The sequence below is a fragment of the Micromonospora sp. NPDC051924 genome, assembly GCF_055586005.1.
The window spans coordinates 83,548-106,983 of record NZ_JBVJJA010000016.1 but is presented as its reverse complement, the minus strand read 5'-3'; the positions used below and the strand labels follow the sequence as shown (position 1 = coordinate 106,983).

The 23,436-nt window shown below is 73.7% G+C and carries 18 protein-coding genes and 1 pseudogene; 11 read left to right on the top strand and 8 right to left on the bottom strand.

Annotated features, from left to right (window positions below; genetic code table 11):
- The first annotated feature begins 28 nt into the window (after positions 1–28).
- Positions 29–1,162: an iron uptake system protein EfeO gene (gene efeO, locus ACZ6S5_RS15395; protein ID WP_466000772.1), complete on the top strand. Its 1,134-nt coding sequence runs from the start codon at positions 29–31 to the stop codon at positions 1,160–1,162.
- Between the two features lie 23 nt (positions 1,163–1,185).
- Positions 1,186–2,484, top strand: coding sequence for an iron uptake transporter deferrochelatase/peroxidase subunit (gene efeB, locus ACZ6S5_RS15390; protein WP_466000771.1), 1,299 nt, complete (start codon positions 1,186–1,188; stop codon positions 2,482–2,484).
- Positions 2,485–2,569: 85 nt separating this feature from the next.
- Here the strand turns inward: efeB and ACZ6S5_RS15385 are convergent, their stop codons facing one another.
- A complete protein-coding gene (locus ACZ6S5_RS15385) occupies positions 2,570–3,547 on the bottom strand; it encodes an RDD family protein (protein WP_466000770.1) in 978 nt (325 codons plus the stop codon).
- A gap of 88 nt (positions 3,548–3,635) precedes the next feature.
- Here ACZ6S5_RS15385 and ACZ6S5_RS15380 point away from each other — a divergent pair.
- From ACZ6S5_RS15380 to ACZ6S5_RS15370, 3 genes and pseudogenes are all read left to right on the top strand, one after another.
- Positions 3,636–4,213: pseudogene (locus tag ACZ6S5_RS15380) on the top strand (IS607 family transposase).
- Entirely contained in the window at positions 4,210–5,589 is a 1,380-nt protein-coding gene (gene tnpB / locus ACZ6S5_RS15375) for an IS607 family element RNA-guided endonuclease TnpB (protein ID WP_466000769.1), read from the top strand. Before ACZ6S5_RS15380 ends, tnpB begins: the two are co-directional and overlap by 4 nt.
- 16 nt (positions 5,590–5,605) lie before the next feature.
- A complete protein-coding gene (locus ACZ6S5_RS15370) occupies positions 5,606–6,592 on the top strand; it encodes a stage II sporulation protein M (RefSeq protein WP_466000768.1) in 987 nt (328 codons plus the stop codon).
- 111 nt (positions 6,593–6,703) lie between these two features.
- On the opposite strand, the gene ACZ6S5_RS15365 is transcribed toward ACZ6S5_RS15370, so the two are convergent.
- Genes ACZ6S5_RS15365 through ACZ6S5_RS15345 form a run of 5 tightly spaced genes read right to left on the bottom strand, consistent with a single transcriptional unit; the run spans position 6,704 to position 11,751 of the window.
- Positions 6,704–8,014, bottom strand: a complete 1,311-nt coding sequence (locus tag ACZ6S5_RS15365; RefSeq protein WP_466000767.1) for a DUF58 domain-containing protein — start codon at positions 8,012–8,014, stop codon at positions 6,704–6,706.
- Positions 8,011–8,994, bottom strand: a complete 984-nt coding sequence (locus tag ACZ6S5_RS15360; protein ID WP_466000766.1) for an AAA family ATPase — start codon at positions 8,992–8,994, stop codon at positions 8,011–8,013. The genes ACZ6S5_RS15365 and ACZ6S5_RS15360 overlap by 4 nt, the downstream gene beginning before the upstream one ends.
- Positions 8,991–10,310: a DUF4350 domain-containing protein gene (locus ACZ6S5_RS15355; RefSeq protein ID WP_466000765.1), complete on the bottom strand. Its 1,320-nt coding sequence runs from the start codon at positions 10,308–10,310 to the stop codon at positions 8,991–8,993. Before ACZ6S5_RS15355 ends, ACZ6S5_RS15360 begins: the two co-directional genes overlap by 4 nt.
- Entirely contained in the window at positions 10,307–10,915 is a 609-nt protein-coding gene (locus tag ACZ6S5_RS15350; protein ID WP_466000764.1) for a DUF4129 domain-containing protein, read from the bottom strand. Before ACZ6S5_RS15350 ends, ACZ6S5_RS15355 begins: the two co-directional genes overlap by 4 nt.
- A complete protein-coding gene (locus tag ACZ6S5_RS15345; protein ID WP_466000763.1) occupies positions 10,912–11,751 on the bottom strand; it encodes a hypothetical protein in 840 nt (279 codons plus the stop codon). Before ACZ6S5_RS15345 ends, ACZ6S5_RS15350 begins: the two co-directional genes overlap by 4 nt.
- A 213-nt stretch (positions 11,752–11,964) precedes the next feature.
- Here ACZ6S5_RS15345 and mtrA point away from each other — a divergent pair, with 213 nt between their 5' ends.
- The 5 genes from mtrA (at position 11,965) to hpf (ending at position 17,812) form a co-directional block, all read left to right on the top strand.
- Entirely contained in the window at positions 11,965–12,654 is a 690-nt protein-coding gene (gene mtrA / locus ACZ6S5_RS15340) for an MtrAB system response regulator MtrA (protein ID WP_265004980.1), read from the top strand.
- Positions 12,655–12,762: 108 nt separating this feature from the next.
- Positions 12,763–14,415, top strand: a complete 1,653-nt coding sequence (gene mtrB / locus ACZ6S5_RS15335) for an MtrAB system histidine kinase MtrB (protein ID WP_466000829.1) — start codon at positions 12,763–12,765, stop codon at positions 14,413–14,415.
- A complete protein-coding gene (locus tag ACZ6S5_RS15330) occupies positions 14,412–16,211 on the top strand; it encodes an LpqB family beta-propeller domain-containing protein (RefSeq protein ID WP_466000762.1) in 1,800 nt (599 codons plus the stop codon). Before mtrB ends, ACZ6S5_RS15330 begins: the two co-directional genes overlap by 4 nt.
- Before the next feature lie 42 nt (positions 16,212–16,253).
- On the top strand, positions 16,254–16,907 hold the full coding sequence (locus ACZ6S5_RS15325) for a ComF family protein (protein WP_466000827.1): 654 nt from the start codon (positions 16,254–16,256) through the stop codon (positions 16,905–16,907).
- A gap of 251 nt (positions 16,908–17,158) precedes the next feature.
- Positions 17,159–17,812 (top strand): ribosome hibernation-promoting factor, HPF/YfiA family, encoded by a 654-nt coding sequence (hpf, locus tag ACZ6S5_RS15320; RefSeq protein ID WP_466000761.1) that lies wholly within the window; start codon positions 17,159–17,161, stop codon positions 17,810–17,812.
- Positions 17,813–17,872: 60 nt separating this feature from the next.
- Here the strand turns inward: hpf and ACZ6S5_RS15315 are convergent, their stop codons facing one another.
- Positions 17,873–18,982, bottom strand: a complete 1,110-nt coding sequence (locus ACZ6S5_RS15315; RefSeq protein WP_466000760.1) for a GNAT family N-acetyltransferase — start codon at positions 18,980–18,982, stop codon at positions 17,873–17,875.
- On the bottom strand, positions 18,979–20,136 hold the full coding sequence (locus ACZ6S5_RS15310; RefSeq protein WP_466000759.1) for a GNAT family N-acetyltransferase: 1,158 nt from the start codon (positions 20,134–20,136) through the stop codon (positions 18,979–18,981). Before ACZ6S5_RS15310 ends, ACZ6S5_RS15315 begins: the two co-directional genes overlap by 4 nt.
- A 168-nt stretch (positions 20,137–20,304) precedes the next feature.
- Between ACZ6S5_RS15310 and secA the strand changes: the two genes are divergently transcribed.
- Positions 20,305–23,208, top strand: a complete 2,904-nt coding sequence (gene secA, locus ACZ6S5_RS15305; protein WP_466000758.1) for a preprotein translocase subunit SecA — start codon at positions 20,305–20,307, stop codon at positions 23,206–23,208.
- Positions 23,209–23,436: the final 228 nt, after the last annotated feature.

Sequence of the window (23,436 nt, the reverse complement as noted above, 5' to 3'; positions counted from 1 at the left end):
GACCGTTTTCCGAGGAGAAACCGTACCGATGCGTACCACTCGATTCATCGTGCCCGCTGCCGCCGGGATGCTCGCCGTGGCCGGTCTGGCCGGGTGCGGGGGCGGCGACGACAAGTCGGACACGACGGTCGGCGGCCCGATCGTGGTCAAGGCCACCGACAGCGCCTGCGAGGTGGCCACCACCGAGGTCCAGGCCGGCCAGGTGACGTTCAAGGTGACCAACTCGGGCTCCAAGGTCAACGAGTTCTACGTCTACGCCGCCGGCGACCGGGTGATGGGCGAGGTGGAGAACATCGCCCCCGGCCTGAGCCGCGAGCTGCGGGTCGAGCTGCCCGCGGGGACGTACGAGACGGCCTGCAAGCCCGGCATGAGCGGCCGGGGCATCCGGGCCGCGCTGAAGGTCAGCGGCACCGCCGCGAGCGTGGCGCCGGACGCCGCCCTGACCGAGGCGACCGCCAGCTACCAGCGGTACGTGCAGAGCCAGACCGCCGCGCTGCTGACGAAGACCGAGGAGTTCGTGGCCGCGGTCAAGGCCAACGACGTGCCCAAGGCCAAGGCGCTCTACCCGGTGGCCCGCACCTACTGGGAGCGGATCGAGCCGGTCGCGGAGAGCTTCGGCGACCTCGACCCGAAGATCGACGGCCGCGAGGAGGTCGTCGAAGAGGGCATGGAGTTCACCGGCTTCCACCGGATCGAGAAGGACCTGTGGACCACCGGTGACGTCAGCAAGGACGGCGCGATCGCCGACCAGCTGCTCACCGACGTGAAGGCGATCGTCGCCAAGGCGAACGCCGAGAAGCTCACCCCCCTCCAGCTCGCCAACGGCGCGAAGGCCCTCCTCGACGAGGTCGCCAGCGGCAAGATCACCGGCGAGGAGGAGCGCTACTCGCACACCGACCTCTGGGACTTCAACGCCAACCTGGAGGGCTCGAAGGCGGCGATCGCGGCGCTCCGCCCGGCCCTCGAGCAGCGCTCGCCCGAGCTGGTCAAGCAGCTCGACACCGAATTCGCCAGCGTCGAGGCCACCCTCGGCAAGCACCGCGCCGGCGACGACTGGAAGCTGCACACCCAGCTCAGCAAGGCTGAGCTGAAGGAGCTGTCGGACAGCATCAACGCGCTCGCCGAGCCGATCAGCAAGGTCGCCGCGGTCGTCGCCCGATGAGCACCGCGACCGCAGGTGACGCGATGAGCGAGCCGAGCACCGACGCCGCCACCGGGACCGGGATGTCCCGGCGGCGGGCCATCACCCTGGCCGGGGTCGGCGTCGCCGGTGTGGCCGGGGTGGCGGCCGGCGCCACCGCGCTGGTCCGCGGCGGCGACCACGCCACGGGCAACGACGTGGCCGCCGGGGCGGTGCCGTTCCACGGCGAGCACCAGGCCGGCATCACCACCCCGGCCCAGGACCGGCTGCACTTCGTCGCGTTCGACGTGATCACCAAGGACCGGGCGAAGCTGGTCGCGCTGCTCCAGGACTGGACAGCCGCCGCGGCCCGGATGACCGCCGGCAAGGACGCCGGCCTGATCGGCGCCGTCGACGGTGTGCCGGAGGCGCCGCCGGACGACACCGGCGAGGCGCTCGGCCTGCCGCCGTCGCAGCTCACCATCACCGTCGGCTTCGGCCCGACGCTGTTCCGCGACGCGCAGGGCAAGGACCGGTTCGGCATCGCCGACAAGCGCCCCGCCGCGCTGGCCGACCTGCCGCACTTCGCCGGGGACGCGCTCAAGCCGGAGCTCTCCGGCGGGGACATCTGCGTCCAGGCCTGCGCCAACGACCCGCAGGTGGCGGTGCACGCCATCCGCAACCTGGCCCGGATCGGCATGGGCGTGGTCAGCGTCCGCTGGTCGCAGCTCGGGTTCGGGCGTACCTCGTCGACCTCGCGGGACCAGGCCACCCCGCGCAACCTGTTCGGCTTCAAGGACGGCACCGCCAACCTCAAAGCCGAGGAGGCCAACCTGCTCCGGGAGCAGCTCTGGTCGCAGCCGGGCGACGGGCCGGACTGGATGACCGGCGGGTCGTACCTGGTCACCCGCAAGATCCGGATGCAGATCGAGACCTGGGACCGCAGCTCCCTGGCCGAGCAGGAGCAGATCATCGGCCGGACCAAGGGCAGCGGCGCCCCGCTTGGCCGGCGCGACGAGTTCGACGAGCCGGACTTCGCCGCGAAGGGCGACGACGGCCAGCCGGTGATCGCCGAGACCTCGCACGTCCGGCTCGCCCACCCGCAGCAGAACAACGGCGCGCACCTGCTGCGCCGGGGCTACAACTTCGTGGACGGCTCGGACGGGCTGGGCCGGCTCGACGCCGGGCTCTTCTTCATCGCGTACCAACGGGACCCGCACAAGCAGTTCGTGCCGATCCAGACCCGGCTGTCCCGGCACGACGCGATGAACGAGTACCTGCGGCACGTCTCCAGCGGGCTGTTCGCCTGCCCGCCGGGCGTCCGCGACGCCGCCGACTGGTGGGGCCGCGCGCTCTTCTCCTGACCGTCAGCGGCCGGCCGGCCCCGCATGGTCGTGCTCGATCCGGGAGGGTGGTCTCGCGGTCATCCCTCCCTGACCGAGCACGATCTCAGTGCTCGGCGTCGAGCGGGGCGGGCTGCCCGCGTACCGGATCGGGCTGGGTGGGCACGGCGGGCCGCAACCCGGTCGCGGCGACCGGCGGCGGGGCGGCGACCGGCGTCGGGACCGGGGTGGGGGCCAGCTCCGGCCAGAGCGTGGCGGTGACAGCCCGGGTGCGCCCCAGCCGGTACGCGGCCCGGCGGTGCCGCTCGGCCAGCACCGCCGCCAGGTACGCGGCCTCCGGCGCGGCCCACGGGGGCGGCGGCGAGGTCCGCGCCGCCACCTCGGCCCAGAGTCCCCGCCCGAGCAGGCTGCGGTCCGGCTCGGCGAGCTGGTGCACCCGGCCCAGGTACTGCCGGACGGCCAGCGCCAACCCGTCGTCCACCCGGGTCAGGTCCAGCGTGCTCGCCCAGGCGAGCAGCGGTGGCACGGCCGGCGGCAGCGGCCGGAACACCCCGGCGCTGCGGGTGTGCACCACCAGCGTGCCGGCGACCAGGTCGCCCAGGCGCCGGCCCCGCGGGTCGCTCAGCATGACGGTCACGCTCGCCGCCCAGCTCAGCAGCGGCAGCACCAGCCCCGGCCACTCCACGGCGACACCCACCAGGGCCCGGGTCAGCGACTGGCCGACGCCGACCGGTCCGCCGTCGGCGCGGACCACCCGCAACCCCACGGCGAGCTTGCCCAGCGTCCGCCCGCTGGCGAAGCGCTCCATCAGCACCGGGTAGCCGACCAGCACGAGGACGAGCAGCACGGTCTGCAACGCCCCCTCCAGGGCGGCGTCCACCAGGTTGTCCGGCAGGACGAGCAGGAGCAGCACCGACAGCACGGCCGACAGCAGCATCGCCACCACGAGCTGGGCCAGCAGGTCGATCAGCAGGGCGAGCACCCGGGAGCCGAGCCGGGCCGCCCGGACGTCCAACTCGACCGCCTCGCCGCTGACCAGACCGGCGTCGGCCCAACCGATCGGTGGGGGAGGTTGCGCGCGCACCCCGACAGTGAACACCATCAGCGCCGAACGGGGGTAAACAGGCGTGTCGGAGGTCCTTAGCGACATCTAGCGCCCTATAGTTACCGCAGTGAACTTGAAGGAGTGGGCGGCGGCCAGCGGTATCTCGTATGTGACCGCGCGGCGGCAGTACGCGGCTGGAATGCTGCCCGTTCCGACGTATCGGCTTGGCCGGCTCATCATGGTCGGTGAACCGGTGACCGGCGCGGTCCCGGACGCCGGGCAGGTCGTGGTGTACGCCCGGGTCTCGTCGGCTGATCAGAAGGCGGATCTGGACCGGCAGGTCGCCCGGGTCACGATGTGGGCGACCGGGCAGCACCTCGCCGTCGACCGGGTGGTGACCGAGGTGGGCTCGGCGCTCGACGGGCACCGTAAGAAGTTCCTCGCGCTGCTGCGCGACCCGGCCGTGGCCACGATCGTGGTCGAGCACCGAGACCGGTTCGCCCGCTTCGGTGCCGAGTATGTGGAAGCCGCTCTCGCGGCGCAGGGCCGCCGCCTGCTCGTGGTCGACCCGCCGAGGTGGACGACGACCTCGTGCGCGACGTAGCCGAGATCCTGACGTCGTGGTGCGCCGGCTTGTACGGGCGCCGCGCCGCCGTGGACCGAGCCCGCCGTGCCATCGAAGCTGCCACCAGGGGCACGGTGTGAAGACGATCCAGGCGTACCGGTTCGCCCTTGATCTCACCCGCGGGCAGGAACGCGACGTGCTCGCGCACGCCGGGGCCGCCCGGGTTGCGCACAACTGGGCGCTGGCCCGGGTCAAAGCCATCATGGACCAGAGGGCCGCTGAACGCACTTACGATGTTCCGGATGGCCAGCTCACCCCGGCTATCTCGTGGTCGCTGCCCGCGCTGCGCAAGGCGTGGAACGCCGCCAAGCAGGACGTTGCGCCGTGGTGGGCCGAGTGTTCGAAGGAGGCGTTCAACACCGGCCTCGATGCGCTGGCTCGGGCGTTGAGGAACTGGTCGGACTCCCGGACGGGTAAGCGGGCCGGCCGGCCGGTCGGGTTCCCTCGGTTCAAGTCCCGCCGCCGCACCACGCCCAGCGTGCGGTTCACCACGGGAACGATCCGCGTGGAGCCGGACCGCACGCATGTGGTGCTGCCGCGGCTGGGACGGTTGAAGCTGCACGAGTCGGCCCGCAAGTTGGCCCGCCGCCTTGACAACGGCACCGCCCGGATCATGTCCGCGACCGTCCGGCGCGACGGCGGCCGGTGGCACGTCGCGTTCACCGTCGAGGTCGAGCGAGCCGAACGCCGACCGATGCGGCCCGACTCGACGATCGGAGTCGACGTCGGCGTCACGAACCTTGCCGTGCTGTCCACTGGCGAAACGGAGCCCAACCCGCGTCACCTGAGCGCTGCCCAGCAGCGCCTGCGGCACCTCGGCCGGGCGCTGTCGCGCAAGACCGGCCCGGACCGCGCAACCGGCCGCTGCCCCTCCCACCGTTGGCAGCGCGCCGCGAACAGGCTCGGCCGCGCCCACGCCCGGGTGGCGAACCTGCGCCGCGACGGGCTGCACAAGCTCACCACCCGACTGGCCCGCGAGCACGCCACGATCGTGGTCGAAGACCTCAACGTCACCGGCATGCTCGCCAACCGGCGACTCGCCAGGCACATCGCCGACGCCGGATTCGCCGAACTGCGCCGGCAGCTCACGTACAAAACCCAGTGGAGCGGCGGCCGTCTGATCGTGGCCGACCGCTGGTACCCGTCCACGAAAACCTGCTCGGGCTGCGGCACGGTGAAAACCAAGCTGGCCCTGTCCGAGCGCACCTACCACTGCCAGACGTGCGGCCTGGTCACAGACCGCGACCGCAACGCCTCGCTCAACCTGGCCGCCCTGGCGGCCCAAGCCGACACCGCCGGGAGTGGCCCGGTGGCAGCACGTGGAGCCGACCGGAAGACCCGCCAACGCGGGCAGGCGGCTGTGAAACGTGAACCCGGCACGGCACCCGCCGGTCAGACCGGGACCGTCCCACCGCAAGGCGGGACTACCAACCATGTGCTCACTAGAGCGCACTGAAAGGTAACGGTGCAGGGTGGATCTCGACGCGTACGTGGCGGAGCACGGCGCCGAGTGGCGACGGCTGGAGCAGCTGACCGGCCGGCGCAAGCTGGACGCGACCGAGGTCGACGAGCTGGTGGCGCTCTATCAGCGGGCCGCCACGCACCTGTCCGCGCTGCGCAGCCGCTCGCCCGACCCGGCGCTGGTCAACCGGCTGTCGCACCTCGTGCTGGCCGCCCGCGCCCGGATCACCGGCCGGCCCCGCCCGTCCTGGGCGGCGGTCCGCCGGTTCGTCCTGGCCGACCTCCCGGCCGCCCTCTACCAGGCCTGGCCCTGGTGGTGTGCGGTGGCCACCGGGTTCAGCGCGCTCAGCGGCTTCCTCATCTGGTTCGTCGCCGGTCACCCGGACAGCGCCGCCGCGTTCATCGGCGAGGACGCCGCGAAGGACCTCGTCGACTCCGGCTTCGCCGGCTACTACACCGAGTTCGCCGCGCCCACCTTCGCGTTCCACCTCTGGACGCACAACGCCTGGCTGGCCGCGCAGTGCCTCGCCTCCGGAGTGCTGGTGGTGCCGGTGTTCTGGCTGCTGTGGCAGAACGCGCTGAACATCGGCGTGGTCGGCGGCGTGATGATCTCGTACGGCCGGGCCGACGTCTTCTTCGGCCTGATCACTCCGCACGGGCTGCTGGAACTCACCGGGATCTTCGTCGCGGCCGGGGTCGGGCTGCGGACCGCGTGGGCGTGGATCGCCCCGCCGGCGCACCTGAGCCGGGGCCGGGCGGTCGCCGAGGCGGGACGTTCCGCGATCGTGGTGGCCGCCGGCCTGGTCGGGCTCTTCGCGGTCTCCGCGTTGTTGGAGGCGTTCGTGACCCCGGCGCCGGTACCGGCCGCCGTCCGGATCGCGGTGGGCGCCACGGTCTGGCTCGCCTTCCTGGCGTACGCCCTCCTCCTCGGCCGCCACGCCACCCGTCCCCCCACCCCCCGCCGCAGTGGCCACCACCCCGGCCGCGGTGGCCACTGATTCACGGAAATAGTGGCTGTCCGGCCCGCGATGCCCACTATTTCCGTGAATCTTCGCGGAGACGTGGGGAGGCGTGGGGAGGTGTGGGCCGCGCGGCGCGGGGCGAGGTGGTCAGAGCTGGCCGAGGGATTTGAGGCGGAGGTAGGTGTCGGCGATCGTCGGGGCGAGGCGGTCGGCGGGGGTGTCGACCACGGTCACGCCGTGCCGGGACAGGGCCGCCCGGACCCGGTCCCGTTCCGCCAGGGCCCGCCACGCCGCCGCGGCGGCGTAGGCGTCGTCCACGCCGGTCGGTGGCGTGACGGTGAGCCCGGTCAGCACCGGGTCGTGGGTCGCGGCGATCACCACCCGGTGCCGGGCGGCCAGCCGGGGCAGCACCGGCAGCAGCCCCTCGCCGAGCGCGCCCGCCTCCAGCGCGGTGAAGAGCACCACCAGGCTGCGCCGGCGCTCCCGGCGTAGCACCTCCCCGGCGATCAGCTCGAAGTCCGTCTCCACCAGGGCCGGCTGGAGCGGGGCGACCGCGTCCACCAGCCGGGCGAGCAGGGCCGGCCGGCCGCTGCCGGTCACCGTGGCCCGCAGGGTGGCGTCGGCGGCGAACAGGTCGACCCGGTCGCCCGCGCGGGCGGCCAGCGCGGTGAGCAGCAGCGCCGCGTCGATCGCGGTGTCCAGCCGCGGCTCGTCGCCGACCCGTACCGCCGAGGTGCGGCCGGTGTCCAGGACGCAGACCAGCCGCCGGTCCCGCTCCGGCCGCCAGGTGCGCACCAGCACGTCGGAGCGGCGCGCGCTGGCCCGCCAGTCGATCGAGCGCACGTCGTCGCCGACCACGTACTCGCGCAGGGTGTCGAACTCGGTGCCCTGGCCGCGCCCCCGGGTCACCTGCACCCCGTCGATGACCCGCAGCCGGGCCAGTTTCTCCGGCAGGTGCCGGCGGGAGTCGAAGCGGGGCAGCACGCGCAGGGTCCACGGTGGGGTGGCCGGCCGGCGGGCGCGCTGCCGGAAGGCCAGCCGCAGCGGCCCGAGGGAGCGTACGGTCAGTCCGCCCGCCGGCCGGTCGCCGCGCCGGGCCGGGGTGAGTCGGACCGGCAGCGCGGCGACGCCGCCCGGTTCGAGGGTGAGCATCCGTCCGGGCGGTACGTCGGGCCGGGCGCCGGCCGAGGGCACCCACGCGTCGCGGACCTGGGCGCGCAGCACCCGGTCGGAGGCGTTGGCCAGGTGCAGGGTGACGGTGGCGGTGCCGCCCAGCCGGACGGCCCGGTCACCGGTGCGGGTGGCGGTGAGCGCGTGCAGCGGCGCCGCGAGAACCCAGTCGAGCGCGACGAGCAGCAGCACCAGCCCGGTCATCACGGCGACGCCGAGGAACGGCGCCGGCCAGACCGGCAGGGTCGCCGCACCGGCGCCCAGCAGCAGCGCCGCCCGCCAGGTCATCGGGGGGTCGGCATGGTGGCCAGCACCGCGTCCAGCACCGCGTCGACGGTCACCCCCTCCAGCTCCACCTCCGGGCGCAGCCGCAGCCGGTGCCGCAGGGTGGGCCGGGCCACCGCCTTCACGTCGTCCGGGGTGACGTGGTCGCGGCCGGCCAGCCAGGACCACGCCTTGGCGGTGGCGAGCAGGGCGGTGGCGCCCCGCGGCGAGGCGCCCAGCTCGAGCGCGGGGGCGACCCGGGTGGCCCGGCACAGGTCCACGATGTAGCCGAGGACCGGTTCGGCCACGTGCACCTCGCGCACCGCCGCCCGGGCGGCGGCCAGGTCGGCCGCGGTGGCCACCGGGCGCACGCCGGCCGCCCGCAGGTCGCGCGGGTCGAAACCGGCGTGGTGGGCGCGGAGCACGCCCAGCTCCTCGTCCCGGCTGGGCAGCGGCACGGTCAGCTTGAGCAGGAACCGGTCGAGCTGCGCCTCCGGCAGCGGGTAGGTGCCCTCGTACTCGATCGGGTTCTGGGTGGCGGCCACGATGAACGGCTCGGGCAGCGGACGGCGCTCGCCCTCGACGGACACCTGCCGCTCCTCCATCACCTCCAGCAGCGCCGACTGGGTCTTCGGCGGGGTCCGGTTGATCTCGTCGGCGAGGAGCAGATTGGTGAAGACCGGCCCCTCCCGGAAGGTGAACGCCGCGGTGTGCGGGTCGAAGATCAGCGAGCCGGTGACGTCGCCGGGCATCAGGTCCGGGGTGAACTGCACGCGCTTGGACTCCAGGTCGAGCGCGGTGGCCACGGTCCGGATCAGCAGGGTCTTGGCCACCCCCGGTACGCCCTCCAGCAGCACGTGCCCCCGGCAGAGCAGGGCGAGCACCAGGCCGGTGACCACGGCGTCCTGCCCGACGACGGCCTTGGCCACCTCGGCCCGCAGCCGGTGCAGGGCGGCACGGGCGTCGGGCTGCGCGACGGCCGGCGCGATGACGGGTCCGGTCACCGGGGGTCTCCTTCGGTCGGGTGGACGACGGTACGGGTCAGGGCGTCCAGGTCGCGGGCCAGCGCCAGCAGCTCCTGGTCGGTGGTCGGCTCATCGCCGTGCAGCAGCTCCGCGACCTGTTCGGGGTCGCGGCCGGTCTGCGCGGCGACCCGCGCGGCCACGTGGGCGGGCGGGGTGTCGGGCGGCAGGCTGAGCCGGGGCAGCAGGCGGGCCAGCGCGGCGGCGCGCAGGGTGTCGGCGGCTGGCCCTCGCGCCCGGGCCCGGCGGTAGAGTCGGGCCCGCCCGAGCACCGTCTCGGCGGAGCGGACGGTCACCGGTAACGGCTCCGGGACCGGCGGGCCGAGCCGGCGGGCCCGCCAGAGCACCACCAGCAGGCCGGCCAACGCGAGCTGGAGCAGCAGGGCCCAGAACCAGGCCGGGAAGGCGCCCCAGAGCGGGTTGTCCCACGGCGACCCGCCGTCGGCCCGGTCGTCGGAGCCCCGGCCGGAGCGGTCGGACGACCCGCCGTCGCCGTCGCCGTAGCCGTCACCGTTGCCCCCGCCGGGGACGGGTGACCAGCTCGGCCCCTCGGGCGCCGGGGCCGGGCCGGGCAGGTCGAGCCAGACCAGCCGGCGGGGACCGCCGAGCAGGCCGGTGGCCAGCGCCTGGTTGCCCCACTCGGCGATCCGGTCGTTGCGGAACGGGTCGCTGGCGCCGATCACCACCACCTCGGTGCTCCACGGCACCTGGACCAGCCCGCCGGCGTAGCAGCCGCGGACCGTCCCGGCGGCCCGGGCGGCGTAGCGCTGCTGCTCGGCGGCGGCGCGACCGGCGCGGGTGGCCTCGGCCAGCGGGCAGGGCCGGCCGCCGGCGTCCGGGGTGGTGACCCGGGTGGCCCAGCGGCGGCCGGCCGGGACCACCGGCAGCCCCATTCCGGCGAGGACCCGGCGGGACGGGTCGACCAGCACCAGGCGGCTGCCGGGCGGCAGGTCGGTGAGGGCTCCGAGGGTGTCCGGGTGCACCAGCTCGGGGGCCGGGACGAACAGGGTCGCCGGACCCGGCTGGGTGGCCAGCAGCGCCCGCAGGGTGTCCGTCTCCCGGCGTACGGTCACGCCCTGTCCGCGCAGCGCCTCGGCCAGCCGGCTGCCCCCGTCGTCCCCGGTGGCGACCGGGGACAGGAAGCTCCGATCGGTCGGGTCGGGCTGGTCGACGGCGTGGAACACCAGGGTGGCCACGACCAGCAGCACGGCCAGCCCGAGCGGGAGCAGTAGCCGGTGCCGGCGGTGCCGGGGCCGGGGCGGCGCTTCCGGGCGGGTCGGGTCGAGGGTGGCGGTCACCGGTGCTCACTCTCCCCGGCCAGCTCGCGGTGCAGGTCGGCGGCGTGCTCGCGCATCCGGCGGTCGTGCTCGGGGGTGGCCGGCCGCTGCGCGTACCAGAGGTCGGAGAAGATCACCCCGGCGGCGTGCAGGGCGGGACGCGTCCCGGGCCGCACGTGCGCCGCCGCCGCGGCCAGCTCGGTGACGGTCATCCCGGCGCGCGGCTCGACCACCCGCCGCTCCACCAGTTCGCGGACCATGTCGCGCAGCCGCTCCCGGACCGCCTCGGCGTACCGGCCCTCGGCGGCCAGCCGGTCGGCGAGGGTGGCGTGACCGGTCGCGACCGGTTCCGGGGCCCGGGGCGTGGGCACCGGGGGCGACCCGTCCGCCGGGCGTGCCTTCGGCCGGCGGCGCCGGCGGGGCAGCTTCGGGCGGCGCAGCCGGGGGAGTCGCCAGCGGGGCCGCCGCAGCCGGGGCAGTCGGGGCAGCCGGCGGGGCACCCAGGCCGGGAAGAAGTACCAGGCGAGCGCGGCCAGCAGTGCGGCGAGCAGCAGGAGCAGGGCGGCCAGCGGCAGCGGTACGACGTCCCCGAGCGCGGCGACGGTCTCGGTCCACCACCGGCTCACCGGGGCACCGCCAGCAGGACGGGCTCCGGGGTGCCGGCCGGGGCGCGGGAGAGCCGGATGTCCAGCCCTTCGGTGCGCATCCGGGTCTCCAGGTGCAGCACCGCGTCGAGGCAGGCCAGCGCCGGGTACGCGACCGCGTTCACCCCGGCCCACGCGACCGTGGCGACCGGCAGTGCCCAGGCGTGCAGGTCGAAGAGACCGAGCAGCGCGAGGCCGTACCAGAGGCCGAGGCCGATGCCCAGCCGGATCAGCCACCAGCCCAGGTAGCCGAGGAGCCGGATGGCGGCGGCGCGGCCCCCGGCCCGGACCGCCAGCCGCAGCGCCCGGCCCGGAACCCGGTGCCCGGGCACCCGGTCCACCGCCAGCACCGGGGCCACCGCGCCGAGCAGCCCGTACGCGACGAACCAGGCCGGCCCGGCCAGCCCGGCCAGGCAGACGATGATCCCGACCGCCGCCGCGAACAGCACGGTGGCCGCCCAGCGGGCCTCGCGGAACAGCTCGCGGACCCCGGCCCGGCGACCCAGCAGCGCCGCCCCGGCACCGCGCGCGGCGGGGTTGCCCAGCACCGCGATGATCGCCGCCTCGGTCCCGGCCCCCACCGCGAGCAGCAGCCAGTACGAGCCGAACCGGTGGTCGTGGAACCACCACTCGGGCGGCCGGGCGGCGGCCAGCTCGCGCAGCGGGTAGAGCAGCAACTGCTCGCCGAGGGCCAGCAGGACACCCAGCGGGACCAGCAACCGGGCCTGGCCGCGCAGCAGCAGGACGGCCGAGTCCAGCAGTTCGCCCACCGTCAGGGGGCGGCGCGGGAGCACGGCGGTCGGGCCGACGTCGGGCACGCGTACTCCTGGCGGGCGTCTGTGGTGGCGGGCGAGGGCGCGCCCGGGGGATCATGTTTGCATGGCCGGTCCGTTTCCGGCTGACCCGCACGTCCGTGGCGCGCCACGACGGACGTCCGGGTCGCCGGCTGTGGTGCGGAACCGCCCACCGCAGTACCGTGCCGTGATAACGCCGAACCCTCCGAAACGAACGGGGATGGAACGATAAACCCCATGAGAGCCCGGGTACTGGTGGTCGACGACGACCCCGCGCTCGCCGAGATGCTCGGCATCGTCCTGCGCAGCGAGGGCTTCGTGCCCTCCTTCGTCGCGGACGGGGAACGGGCGTTGGCCGCGTTCCGTGACAGTCGGCCCGATATCGTCCTGCTCGACCTGATGCTGCCCGGGATGAGCGGCATCGACGTGGCCCGGGCGATCCGGACCGAGTCCGGCGTGCCGATCGTCATGTTGACCGCCAAGAGCGACACGGTCGACGTGGTGCTGGGGCTGGAGTCCGGGGCCGACGACTACGTGGTCAAGCCGTTCAAGCCCAAGGAGCTGGTGGCCCGGATGCGGGCCCGGCTGCGCCGGGGCGAGGACGTGGCGCCCGAGTTGCTCACCATCGGCCCGCCCGGCAACCAGATCACCATCGACGTGCCGGCGCACACGGTCAGCCGGGACGGCGAGGAGGTGAAGCTGACCCCGCTGGAGTTCGACCTGCTGGTCGCGCTCGCCCGCAAGCCGCGCCAGGTCTTCACTCGCGAGGTGCTGCTGGAGCAGGTCTGGGGCTATCGGCACGCCGCCGACACCCGGTTGGTCAACGTGCACGTCCAGCGGCTGCGCGCCAAGATCGAGCCGGATCCGGAGCGCCCGGAAATCATCCTCACCGTTCGGGGCGTGGGCTACAAGGCGGGTACCGGATAGCCTGGTCGCACTGTGGTGACCTCCCCGCCCCCCGTTTCGCCGACCACCGCCCGCCGGCTCCGCGCCGCGCGGGCGCTCTGGCGCGTCCTCGCCGGCCGGGCGGCCCGCCTGGCCGGCGGCGTGCACCAGACCTGGCGCCGTTCCCTCCAGCTGCGTGTGGTGACCATCACCCTGGTCGCGTCCAGCCTGCTGGTGGGCGGTTTCGCGTACCTGATCGCCGACAAGATCACCAACATCCTGCTGGAGAACGCCGAGACCGACGTCCTGGTGCGGCTGCGCAACGGCAGCGAGTACGCCCAGCGGCAGTTCAGCCTCTACAACTCGCCGCAGGAGGCACAGCTCCAGGACACCATTGACGGCACGGTCAACTACCTGGCCGGCGGTGACCCGACGCAGACCAGCGGTGTGGTGGTCGCCATCACCGCCGACAGCTTCCCCCGGGCCATCGAGCCGCGTACCTCGCCGGACGTGCAGGTGCGCCCGCTGATCAGCCCGGAGCTGCGGGCGTCCGTCGCCGGCGGCAGCGTCGCCCACCAGATCGGCACCGGCACGCTCGGCGGACAACGCACCAAATACCTCGTGTACGGCTCACCGGTGCCGACCCGGTTCGGGCAGGTGGAGCTCTACTACCTCGTGCCGCTGACCCGGCAGGACACCACGGCCGCCGACGCCCGCGCCACGGTGGTGGCCACCGGCGTCGCCCTGGTGCTCCTGCTCGGTCTGCTCGCCGCGCTGGTCACCCGGCTGGTGGTGACCCCGGTACGAGTGGCCGCCCGCACCGCCCAGCGGCTCTCCGCCGGCCTGCTCGACCAGCGGATGGTGGTCAACGGCGAGGACGACCTGGCCCTGCTGGCCGCCTCGTTCAACCAGATGGCGACCAACCTGCAACGGCAGATCCTCCGGCTGGAGGAGATGTCCCGGTTGCAGCGCCGGTTCACCTCGGACGTCTCGCACGAGCTGCGTACCCCGCTGACCACGGTTCGGATGGCCGCCGACCTGATCTTCGCCGAGCGGGACGAGTTCGACCCGGCGGTGGCCCGCAGCGCCGAGTTGCTCCAGGCCGAGCTGGACCGGTTCGAGGAACTGCTCACCGACCTGCTGGAGATCAGCCGCTTCGACGCCGGCTTCGCGGTGCTCGACTCCGAGCCGACCGACCTGGTGCCGGTGGTGCACCGGGTGGCCGAGCGACTGGAAGGGCTGGCCGAGCGGGTCGGGGTGACCATCGAGCTGGACGTGCCGGACACCCCGGTGATCGCCGAGGTGGACCCGCGCCGGGTCGAGCGGGTGCTGCGCAACCTGGTCGGCAACGCGGTCGAGCACGGCGAGGCCAAGCCGGTGCTGATCACCCTCGGGATGGACCAGAGCGCGGTGGCGATCACCGTGCGGGACCACGGAGTGGGGCTCAAGCCGGGCGAGGAGAAGCTGGTCTTCAACCGGTTCTGGCGGGCCGATCCGTCCCGGGCCCGGCAGACCGGCGGGACCGGGCTGGGCCTGTCGATCAGCCTGGAGGACGCCCGCCTGCACGGTGGCTGGCTGGAGGCCTGGGGTGCGCCCGGCCAGGGCGCCCAGTTCCGGCTGACCCTGCCGGCCCGGGCCGGCGACCGGCTGACCACCTCGCCGCTGCGGCTGGTGCCGGCCGACGCCGCGCTGCCGTTCGGCGGTCCGCGGGCTGGTGGGCTGCTCGCCATCGGGCCGGGCAGCGGGGGCGGGGCGCTGGCCATCGGGCCGGCCGTGGAGGGCAAGGCCGAGGTGACGTCGTGAGGCACCGGCTCCTGGCCGCGCTGCTGGCCGGGGCGCTGCTCCCCGCCGGGCTGGCCGCCTGCGGCATCCCCGATCAGACCGAGGTCCAGGTCGACGGCTCGGGTCCGGCCGCCGAGCCCGGTTCGTCCAACGGCAGCGCCGCCCGGCCGCCCACCCCGGCGGACACCAGCGAGCCAGGGCCGTTCATCGAGAACTACCTCGCGGCCGCGGCGGCCGGGGAGCGCGAGCAGGCGTACGCCCGGGCGAAGGCGTTCCTCACCGATGGGGCGAAGGACAGCCTGCGGGAGAGGAAGCAGAACAGCGAGATCGAGCTGACCGTGGTGCGACTCCGGGAGAAGCTCGAGGTCACCCCGCCGAACAACGACCGCACCAGCACGGTCACCATCAAGGTGCAGCAGGTCGGGGTGCTCCGCGCGGACGGCACCCTGGGGCCGCCCGTGGCCAACGAGACCGAGTACGTGTTCAAGCTGCGCCCGGTCGCGCCCAACCGGCCGGAGCTGCGCATCTACGAGCTGCCGAACGTGCTGCTGGTCAGCGAGACCGCCCTGCGCAGCTACTACGGCGCGCACACGATCTACTTCTGGAACTCCGACCAGACCCGGCTGGTGCCCGACCAGCGGTGGCTGCCCTCGGCGGTGCCCGTCCAGCGGCGGGTCACCCAGGTGGTGAAGTGGCTGGTCCTCGGCCCGTCGGACTGGCTCAGCCCCGGAGTGAGCAAGCTGCCCGACGGTACCCAGCCGATCAACAACGCGACCGGCTCGGACGGGCGCTGGGAGGTCAACCTGACCATGCCCGGGGCCAACGACGCCGCGCTGGCCAAGCTCGCCACCCAGCTCGCCTGGTCACTGCCCGAGCTGTCCGGCCAGCTCGATCTGAAGATCCAGAACCAGAAGCGGCTGACCGTCGACCTGAAGCAGGAGCGGGCGGCGCGCCCGGCGTACCCGTCCGGCGGCAGGCCGGAGCGGTTCGGCGTCTACGACGGTGTGATCCATCCGCTCAACTTCGTCGGCGAGACGGGCGGGCCGGTGCCCGTGGCGGCGGGCAAGAACCGGAACGTCGTCTCGGCGTCGCTCAACCGCTCCGCCGACGACCAGGTGCTGGCCGCCCTGGTGGTCACCCGCTCCGATCGGAACCAGGTGCTCCGGGTCGGTTCCGGCCCGGACCCGGTCAGCGTGTTCAACGACAGCAAGGACTCGTACGACGCCATCGGGCGGCCGACCTGGATCCGCTCGCTCGACCCGAACGATCCGGGCGGGCTGGTGGTGGCCGACGGCCGGCTCTACCAGTTCGACGGGGCGGCCGGAATGAGCCTGGTCTCGTTGGCGGTCACCGGCAAGGTCACCGCGGTCGCCGCGTCGCTCGACGGGCACCGGGTCGCCCTGGTCGTCAACGGTGCCCTGTACGTCGCGGCGCTGAGCGTGGACGGCAGCGGCTTCAACGTGGGCCCGCCGCGGCCGGTGGTCACCAGGCTCGGCCGCCTCACCGCCGTCGACTGGATCTCGGAGGACGACCTGGTCTGCGCCGGCTACGAGGGGAACCGACCGGCGATCTACCAGACCACGGCCGACGGCGCCCTGGGGACCCCGCTCGAGACGGACATCGGCGCCGAGGTGACCCAGTTGGCCGGGTATCCGGGACCGGTGGTCGGCGTGCTGCCCTCGATCTCCTACATGTACGAGGCGAACAAGGCGGCCTACAAGAACAACCCGGTCGACATCATCAAGCGGGAGCAGGTGAAGGACGCGCCGGCGGGCAACCGGAACGCCAACCCCATCGCCCCCTTCTTCTACTACTGAGCCGTGCGGGTGGGCGGGCTCTGGTCGGACCTGACCGACCTGGTGCTGCCGGCCGGGTGCGCCGGCTGCGCGGAACGGGTCCCGGGCCTGCGGCAGGGCTTCTGCCCGCGCTGCGTCGGTGAGTTGGAGTCGCTGCGGCCCGCGCCGACGAGCCCCGATCCGCGCCCCCTCGACCTGCCGCCCTGCGTCGCCCTCGGCCCGTACGCCGGGGCGCTCCGCGAAGGGCTGCTGGCGTACAAGGAGCGGGGCCGGCACGGGCTGGCCCGGCCGCTGGGCGCGCTGCTCGCCGAGGTGGTCGCGGCGGCGGTGGGTTCGGCCGGGCCGGTGATCCTGGTGCCGGTGCCGGACACCGCGCGGGCCGCCCGGGCCCGGTACGGCGACCACCTGGACCGGCTGACCCGGCACGCGGCGGCCCGGCTGCGGGCCGCCGGCTGGCCGGTACGCGTGCGGCACCCGCTGCGCGCGCTGCCCCGGCCGGACTCGGTCGCGTTGGACAGCGCCGGGCGGGCCGCGGCGGCCGACGCGGCGTTCCGGCTGCGCCGGTTCGGCGGGGTGGACGGGCCGATTGTGCTGCTCGACGACATCGTCACCACCGGCGCGACGCTTGCGGCGGTGAGCCGGGTCTTGCACGCGGCGGGAATGACGCCAAAGGCCGCGGCGGTGCTCGCCGCAACGCAAAAGCGACGCCGTGAGTGACGCTTCGTGTTTCCGTTTCACCCCATGGTGTATGACCTGTTAAATTTCGCGGCCTCTCTCGGCAACCAGGGGTGACTGGTGGCCCAACAGGAGTTAGCGTTTTCGTGTCGGGGGTAGGAGGTCCATCGCCCTTCCCCGGCAATGGAAGGAGGCGTAGCCGTACCACCGGTCGACGCCGAACGGGGCAGCTCCCAGGGGGCGTCGACGCGGAGAGATCCGGACCGAACGACCGTCCGAACAAGGGAGGTCACGTGGACATCGTGGTCAAGGGCCGTAACGTCGAAGTACCGGACCATTACCGGGTGCACGTAGCCGAAAAGCTCGCAAAGATCGAACGCTACGACCACAAGCTCATTCGCGTGGACGTCGAGTTGTTCCACGAGCGCAATCCGCGCCAGGCCGATCACTGCCAGCGGGTGGAAATCACCTGCGTGACGCGCGGTCCGGTGATCCGGGCCGAGGCCTGCACGAATGACTTCTACAGCGCGCTGGACGCAGCCATCGCCAAGCTGGACACCCGGTTCCGCCGGGCGGCCGACCGGCGTCGCGTGCACCGGGGACGGCACGCGCCGCTCTCCGTCGCCGCCGCCACCGCCGACCTGCCGGTGGCCAACCTCGACGGGCCCGGCCTGGCGACACTGAACGGCCACGGGACGGCCACCGCCGTCGCCGACCGACCCGACGACGACTACGTCACCGAGGAGCACGACGACCAGCCGTGGCACATCGCGCGGGAGAAGGTGCACCCCGCCGAGCCGATGACCGTCGACGACGCGCTCTTCCAGATGGAGTTGGTCGGCCACGACTTCTACCTGTTCCAGGACAAGGAGTCCGGCCGCCCGAGCGTCGTCTACCGCCGGCACGCCTACGACTACGGGATCATCTCGCTCGACACGGCACCCTGACCACCCCTTGACCGGAGACCGGCCGGGAGCCGTGGTGGCCTGCCACCACGGCTCCCGCCGTCAGCGGGCGCGGTCGCCGGGCAGCAGGCCGTAGATCAGCGAGTCGACGCGGGTGCCGTCCGGGCCCGGGAGCCGGCCGCTCAGCAGCCCCTCCCGGCGGAATCCCGCCTTCTCCAGCACCCGCTGCGAGGCGACGTTCTCCGGCCGGGTACCCGCCCAGAGCCGGGCCAGCCCGACCTCGAACGCCCAGCCGGCCAGCAGCTCCACCGTCCGGGTGGCCAGCCCCCGACCGCGCGCCTCGGGCAGCACGCTGTAGCCGAGCATGGCCTGACCGGTGGTGGGCTCGTCGTACACCAGGGCGCAGCCGCCGGCCACCGTGCCGGTGTGCGCGTCGAGGATGGCGACGTCGGCGGAGCGGCCGGCCAGCCAGCGGCTCTCCGCGAGGCGGCAGCGCCGCTCGATCGACTCCCGGCTGGCCGGGGCCGGCGGCACCCGGTTCGCCACCACCTCGGGCAGCGTGTGCAGCCGGTGCAGCGGGTCCACGTCCGTCGGCCCGAGCCGGCGCAGCGCGACCACACCGTCGGTGAGCCGGCCCCCGGGCAGGTCCGGCAGCAGCCGGGCGGTCGGCCCGGGCGGGTCGTCGGCGAGACGTACCCAGGTGACCAGATCGTACCGGCCGCCGTCCCGCGCGGTGCCGGCCGACCGGCGTACCCCCTCGTGGCGGAAACCGGCGGCCAGCGCGACCCGCTGGCTGGCGGTGTTCTCCTGGCCGGTGAGCAGCTCCAGCCGGGCGGCGCCGGCGGCGAAGGCCCGCTCGGACAGCGCCCGGGTGGCGGCCGTCGCCACGCCCCGGCCGCGTGCCCAGGGCGCCACCCAGTAGCCGATCTCCAGCTGCCGGCGCTCGGGCAGCGGGTGGCTGAGGCCGACCGCGCCGAGCAGCCGGTCGGTCGCCGGATCGGCGATCGCGTACGACGCGCCGCCGGCGGCCCAGGCCGCGGGCTCGCCCTCGGTGATCCACCACCGGGCGCTCTGCTCGGTGTACGGGTTGGGCATGCCCGGCATGAACCGCTGGGTGAGCGGGTCCGCGCAGGCGGCCGCGGTGTCCGCCACGTCGGTCAGGCGGGACGGCCGCAGCCGCACTCCGTACGCCTCGATGGTGTCCGGCGTCACGCCAGGTCCTGCGGCAGCAGCCCGGCCACCCAGACGTCCACCCGCTCCCCCCGGTGCTGGACGCCGCCCCGGGCAGTGCCCTCGAAGACGAAGCCCGCCTTCTCGGCGGCCCGCCGGGACGCGGTGTTGCCCACGTTGGCCCGCCATTCGATCCGGGCCAGCCCGAGCGTGGTGAAGCCCCAGGCGCTCAGCGCACCGAGGGCGGCCGGCATCCAGCCGCGCCCCCGGGCGTGCGGGGCGGTCATGAAGCCCACGTCGGCGACGAGTGGGGAGCCGGGGGAGATCCGCAGGTCGACGGAGCCGGCGTACCGATCGTCGGCGTCGGCGATGGCGAAGGTGGCGCCGGTGCCGCGGGCCCACGCCGCCCGTGCGACGTCCCCCAGGAAGCCCTCGGCGTGCTCCGGCAGGTACGGGTGCGGGACGGTGGTCCAGCGGACGGTCTCCTCGTCCCGGCAGGTCTCGATCACCGCGTCGAGGTCGCGCTCCTCCAGCGGGCGCAGCCGCAGCTCGGTGTCCCCGGCGGTGGCGAAGAGGACGGGCTGGGGGCGGCCGAACACGGCGGCCCGGCGGGCGGGCAGGGTGTCCGGGCCGTACGGGACGGGCTCGCCCGGCGCGGCCAGCTCGTGCGGGAGGAGTGAGCCGATCCAGCCCTCCGGGCGACCGTCGACGGCGGGCTCGGCCAGCCGCAACTCGCCCTCGATCCGGAAACCGGCCCGGAGCGCGACCAGGCGGGAGGCGTGGTTGCCGATCTCGGCCTGCCAGACCAGCCGGCGCAGCTTGAGCGCGTCGAAGGCCCAGCGGGCGACCGCCCGGGTGGCCCGTACCGTGACGCCCCGGCCGCGCGCCCAGGGCGCGGTCCAGTAGCCCACCTCGGCCGAGTCGCGGGCCCGGTCGATCGAGACCAGGCCGCAGGACGCGAGCAACTCCCCGCTGTCGGCGTCGCAGACCGCGAACAGCGCCTCGGTGCCCTCCGCCCAGGCCGTCCCGCTGATCGTGGTCACGTACCCGAGGGCGTGTTCGGGCAGATACGGGCGAGGTACGGTGGTCCAGCGCTGGATGTCCGGATCCTGGCAGGCGCGGTACACCGCGTCGGCGTCCGCCGCCCGCCAGGGTCGTAACAGCAGGCCGTCCTCGATGATCTCCACGGGCTCCATCGGCCCATCGTGCCGGATCGTTCGCGCTGGGCGTAACCGGATAACGGCCGCTCAACGGCCACCCGGGGTGTTATGTCGGGTTCCCTGCCCCGGACCGCCGCCACCAGTGACCATCGCCGCGATGGAGCGCCTACGATGGTTCGAGACTGTCTAGGGGAGCGTTGATCCGTGTCGATTCTGGAAAAGGTCCTTAGCGCGGGCGAGGGCCGCATGGTGCGCCGGCTCAAGGCCATCGCCGCCGCCGTCAACTCGATCGAGGACGACTACGTCAACCTCACCGACGATGAGCTGCGCGGCATGACCGACCAGTTCAGGGAGCGGCTGGCCGACGGCGAGACCCTCGACGACCTGCTGCCCGAGGCGTTCGCGGTGTGCCGGGAAGCCGCCTCGAGGGTGCTCGGCCAGCGGCCCTACGACGTCCAGGTGATGGGCGGCGCGGCGCTGCACTTCGGCAACATCGCCGAGATGAAGACCGGTGAGGGCAAGACCCTGACCTCGGTCATGCCGGTCTACCTCAACGCGCTCGCCGGCAAGGGCGTGCACGTGGTCACGGTGAACGACTACCTGGCCGAGCGCGACGCCGCCTGGATGGGCCGGGTGCACGAGTTCCTCGGCCTCACCGTCGGCGTGGTGCTGCCCAACCGGCCGGCCACCGAGCACCGCGCCGCGTACGAGTGCGACATCACCTACGGCACCAACAACGAGTTCGGCTTCGACTACCTGCGCGACAACATGGCCTGGTCGCGGGACGAACTCGTGCAGCGCGGCCACTTCTTCGCGGTGGTCGACGAGGTCGACTCGATCCTCATCGACGAGGCCCGGACCCCGCTGATCATCTCCGGCCCGGCCGAGCACTCCGCCCGCTGGTACCAGGAGTTCGCCGCCGTGGTGGCCCGCCTCCAGCCGGGCACCGACGGCGAGGGCGACTACGAGGTCGACCACGCCAAGCGCACCATCGCGATCAACGAGCGCGGCGTCACCAAGATCGAGGACCGGCTCGGCATCGACAACCTCTACGAGTCGGTCAACACCCCGCTCGTCGGCTACATGAACAACGCGATCAAGGCCAAGGAGCTCTACAAGCGCGACAAGGACTACATCGTCAGCGACGGCGAGGTCCTGATCGTCGACGAGTTCACCGGCCGCATCCTGCACGGCCGCCGCTACAACGAGGGCATGCACCAGGCGATCGAGGCCAAGGAGGGGGTGGAGATCAAGCAGGAGAACCAGACCCTGGCCACCATCACCCTCCAGAACTACTTCCGCCTCTACGAGAAGCTCTCCGGCATGACCGGTACCGCCCAGACCGAGGCGAGCGAGTTCAACAAGGTCTACAAGGTCGGCGTCGTGACCATCCCGACGCACCGGCCGATGGTCCGCCTCGACCGGGCGGACGTCATCTACAAGACCGAGAAGGCCAAGTTCAACGCCGTCGTCGAGGACATCGCCGAGCGGCACGAGCAGGGTCAGCCGGTGCTGGTCGGCACGGTCTCGGTGGAGAACTCCGAGATCCTCTCCCAGCTGCTGCGCCGCCGGGGCATCCCGCACTCCGTGCTGAACGCCAAGTTCCACGCCAAGGAGGCGGAGATCGTCGCCCAGGCCGGGCGCAAGGGCGCGGTCACCGTCGCCACCAACATGGCCGGCCGCGGTACGGACATCCTGCTCGGCGGCAACCCCGAGTTCCTCGCCGCCAACGAACTCCGCCAGCGCGGCCTCGACCCCGTCGAGCAGCCGGAGGAGTACGCCAAGGCGATGGAGGAGGTCCTGCCCACGTGGAAGCAGGCCTGCGACGTCGAGGCGGAGGAGGTCGCCGCCGCCGGTGGCCTCTACGTGCTGGGCACCGAGCGGCACGAGTCGCGCCGCATCGACAACCAGCTGCGCGGTCGCGCCGGCCGGCAGGGTGACCCGGGCGAGTCCCGCTTCTACCTGTCGCTGCAGGACGACCTGATGAAGCGCTTCCGGGCCGGCGCGGTCGAGGCGGTGATGGAGCGCTTCAACATCCCGGAGGACGTGCCGATCGAGTCGAAGATGGTCACCCGCCAGATCAAGAGCGCGCAGGCCCAGATCGAGGGCCAGAACGCCGAGATCCGGAAGAACGTCCTGAAGTACGACGAGGTGCTCAACAAGCAGCGCCAGGTGATCTACGCCGAGCGCCTCCGGGTGCTCAACGGCGAGGACCTCTCCGACCAGGTCCGCAACATGATCGACGACGTGGCCGGCGCGTACGTGGTGGGCGCCACCAGCGAGGGCTACGCCGAGGACTGGGACCTCGAGCAGCTCTGGTCCAACCTCAAGCAGCTCTACCCGATGGGCGTCACCATCGAGGAGCTGGAGGAGGAGGTCGGCTCCCGGGCCGGTCTCGACCAGGACTTCCTGCTCGCCCGCCTCAAGGAGGACGCGCACGCCGCGTACGACCGGCGCGAGGAGACGCTCGGCGAGGAGGCGGTACGCCAGCTCGAGCGGATGGTCCTGCTCCAGGTGATCGACCGCAAGTGGCGCGAGCACCTCTACGAGATGGACTACCTCCAGGAGGGCATCAGCCTGCGGGCGTACGCCCAGCGCGACCCGGTCATCGAGTACCAGCGCGAGGGCTTCGACATGTTCGCCACCATGATGGACGGCATCAAGGAGGAGACGGTCGGCTTCCTCTACAACCTGGAGGTGCAGGTCCAGGAGCCCGAGCCGGAGGCCGAGGAGGTGCAGCTGCTGGAGAAGCCGGTGGAGATCCACGCCAAGGGCCTCAACCGCGCGCCGCAGCAGCAGGGTCTGCAATACTCCGCGCCCGCTGTGGACGGCGAGGCGGGCCGGGGTGCCCCGGTGGTCGAGCGCACCGAGCAGCAGGCGCCCGCGCTGGGTGTCGGCCGCACCGAGAAGCCGGAGCGCCCGGCGGCCTCGGGCCCACGCCGCGCGCCCGCCGGTATCAGCGGGCAGGCCGTCGCGGCCAGCACCGCCCGCCGGGCCGCCCCGGGCCAGGTGGACGCCGGCGAGGGCCCGTCGCGCAACGCGCCCTGCCCCTGCGGCTCCGGCCGTAAGTACAAGCGCTGCCACGGCGCCCCCAACGGCGGCAACTGACCGCCCGCACCGCGCCACTGACGGGCCCCGGCCACCCGGCCGGGGCCCGTCCCCGTCTACACCCGCCCCCGCCGCCGCCCGGCATCCGGCGACCCCGCGCACGGTGCCGCCCGGTCTCGTGCGCCTCGCCCCCGCAGGCCGGGCCCGCCGGTCGCACCCGCACCCGCGCCTGCGAGCCGGGCAGGTCCCGCCCGCAGGTCCAGAGCCGGGCGGGCGCGGGGCGGGTTG